The organism is Endozoicomonas sp. SESOKO2 (assembly GCF_024606245.1).
In the GTDB taxonomy this organism is placed as follows: Bacteria; Pseudomonadota; Gammaproteobacteria; order Pseudomonadales; family Endozoicomonadaceae; genus Endozoicomonas_A.
The window spans coordinates 1-1,650 of record NZ_JAHHPQ010000554.1 but is presented as its reverse complement, the minus strand read 5'-3'; the positions used below and the strand labels follow the sequence as shown (position 1 = coordinate 1,650).

The 1,650-nt window shown below is 48.4% G+C and carries 2 protein-coding genes; both read left to right on the top strand.

Annotated elements, in window-relative coordinates; genetic code table 11:
• The coding region (locus KDK17_RS13485) for a hypothetical protein (RefSeq protein ID WP_257288271.1) at positions 1-1,120 on the top strand (1,120 nt) is incomplete at its 5' end.
• A 345-nt stretch (positions 1,121-1,465) separates the two neighbouring features.
• Positions 1,466-1,650 (top strand): hypothetical protein (locus KDK17_RS13480; RefSeq protein ID WP_257275021.1); only part of this gene is annotated, 185 nt, incomplete at its 3' end.

The window sequence follows — 1,650 nt, the reverse complement described above, 5'->3', positions numbered from 1 at the left end:
GCAGGCAGGGAGAGGAACCTGGCCCGAAGATGACGACCATATCTATGCAAGGTTGACTAGTGCAAGACGCAGCAATAATCCGGCCATTGCTGAGCAGGCAAAGGCACTTAGGCCATTGGTTAATTTGTGCTCGGTGCAGCACCTGGTGTCACAAGTGCAGGCAGGGAGAGGAACCTGGCCCGAAGATGACAACTATATCTATGCAAGGTTGCTTAGTGCAGACATCAGCAATGATCCAGCCATTACTGACCAGGCAAAGGCACTTAGGCCATTGGTAAATTTGTACTCGGTGCAGCATCTGGTATTACAAGTGCAGGTAGGGAGAGAAGCCTGGCCTGAAGATGACAACTATATTTATGCAAGGTTGTTTAGTCTAGAAAGACGCAATGATCCAGCCATTACTGAGCAGTTAAAGTCACTTAGGGCATTGGTTGATTTGTACTCGGTGCAGCAACTGGTGTCACGAGTGAAGGCAGGAAGAGAAACCTGGCCTGAAGTTGACGACCATATCTATGGAAGGTTGTTGGGTGCAAAACGCAGCAATGATCCTGCCATTACTGAACAGGCAGAGGCACTTAGGCCATTGGTTAATTTGTACTCTTTGCAGCATCTGGTGTCACAAATGCAGGCAGGGAGAGGAACCTGGCCTGAAAGTGACAACCATATTTATGCAAGGTTGAGGAGTGCAAAACATAGCAATGATCCGGCCATTGCTGGGCAGGTAAAGGCACTTAGGCGATTGATTAATTTTTACTCTGTGCAGCATCTGGTGTCACAAATGCTGGATGGGAGAGGAACCTGGCCTGAAGATGACAGCCATATCTATGCAAGGTTGAGTAGTGCAGAACGAAGCAATGATCCGGCCATTGTTGAGCAGGCACAGGCACTTAGGCCATCGGTTAATTTGTACTCTGTGCAGCATCTGGTGACACAAGTGCTGGCAAGGAGAGCAACATGGCCTGAAGATGACAGCCATATCTATGTAAGGTTGAGGAGTGCAGAACGAAGCAATGATCCGGCCATTGTTGAGCAGGCAAAGGCACTTGGGCCATTGGTTCATTTGTACTCTGTGCAAAATCCGGTCTCACAAGTGCAGGCAGGGAGAGGAACCCGGCCCTAAGATGGGAACTATATCTGTGCAAGATTGAGTAGTGCAAAACATAGCAATCATCCGGTCATTGCTGAGCAGGCAAAGGCACTTGGGTCGTTGGTTGATAAATATACTAGTAAGTCGCGAGCCAAATGATGGCTTTGTCACCCGGGGTTTCACATCAACAATTCTCTGCTCAATATTCGTCATTACAACCCGAATCAGACGATTGAGGTGAACCACGTCGGGTCCGGGTAATCACCTTGCTCTAGCTCCGTGATCGTCACTGACTTCATCGCTTTTCTCAAACCGGGTTTTACGACAGTCATCAGGTATAAAACATCGGCGTCTCAGTGGCATGCCAGCACGTTTGCCATGGATGAAGGAATCTATGAATCACCATGTTTTGGTTCTGTGCGCATTATCCTCTCGTCTACCATCACTGCTCCTATCCGTAGAAAACAGAGGATAGAACCATTAAAAGTCTACTCTTGCAGGTATTGGCCTTTGTGCCTTTCGTCTGCCCGGTTGAGCCGCAGACTTACCGTTTTATCGTCGAG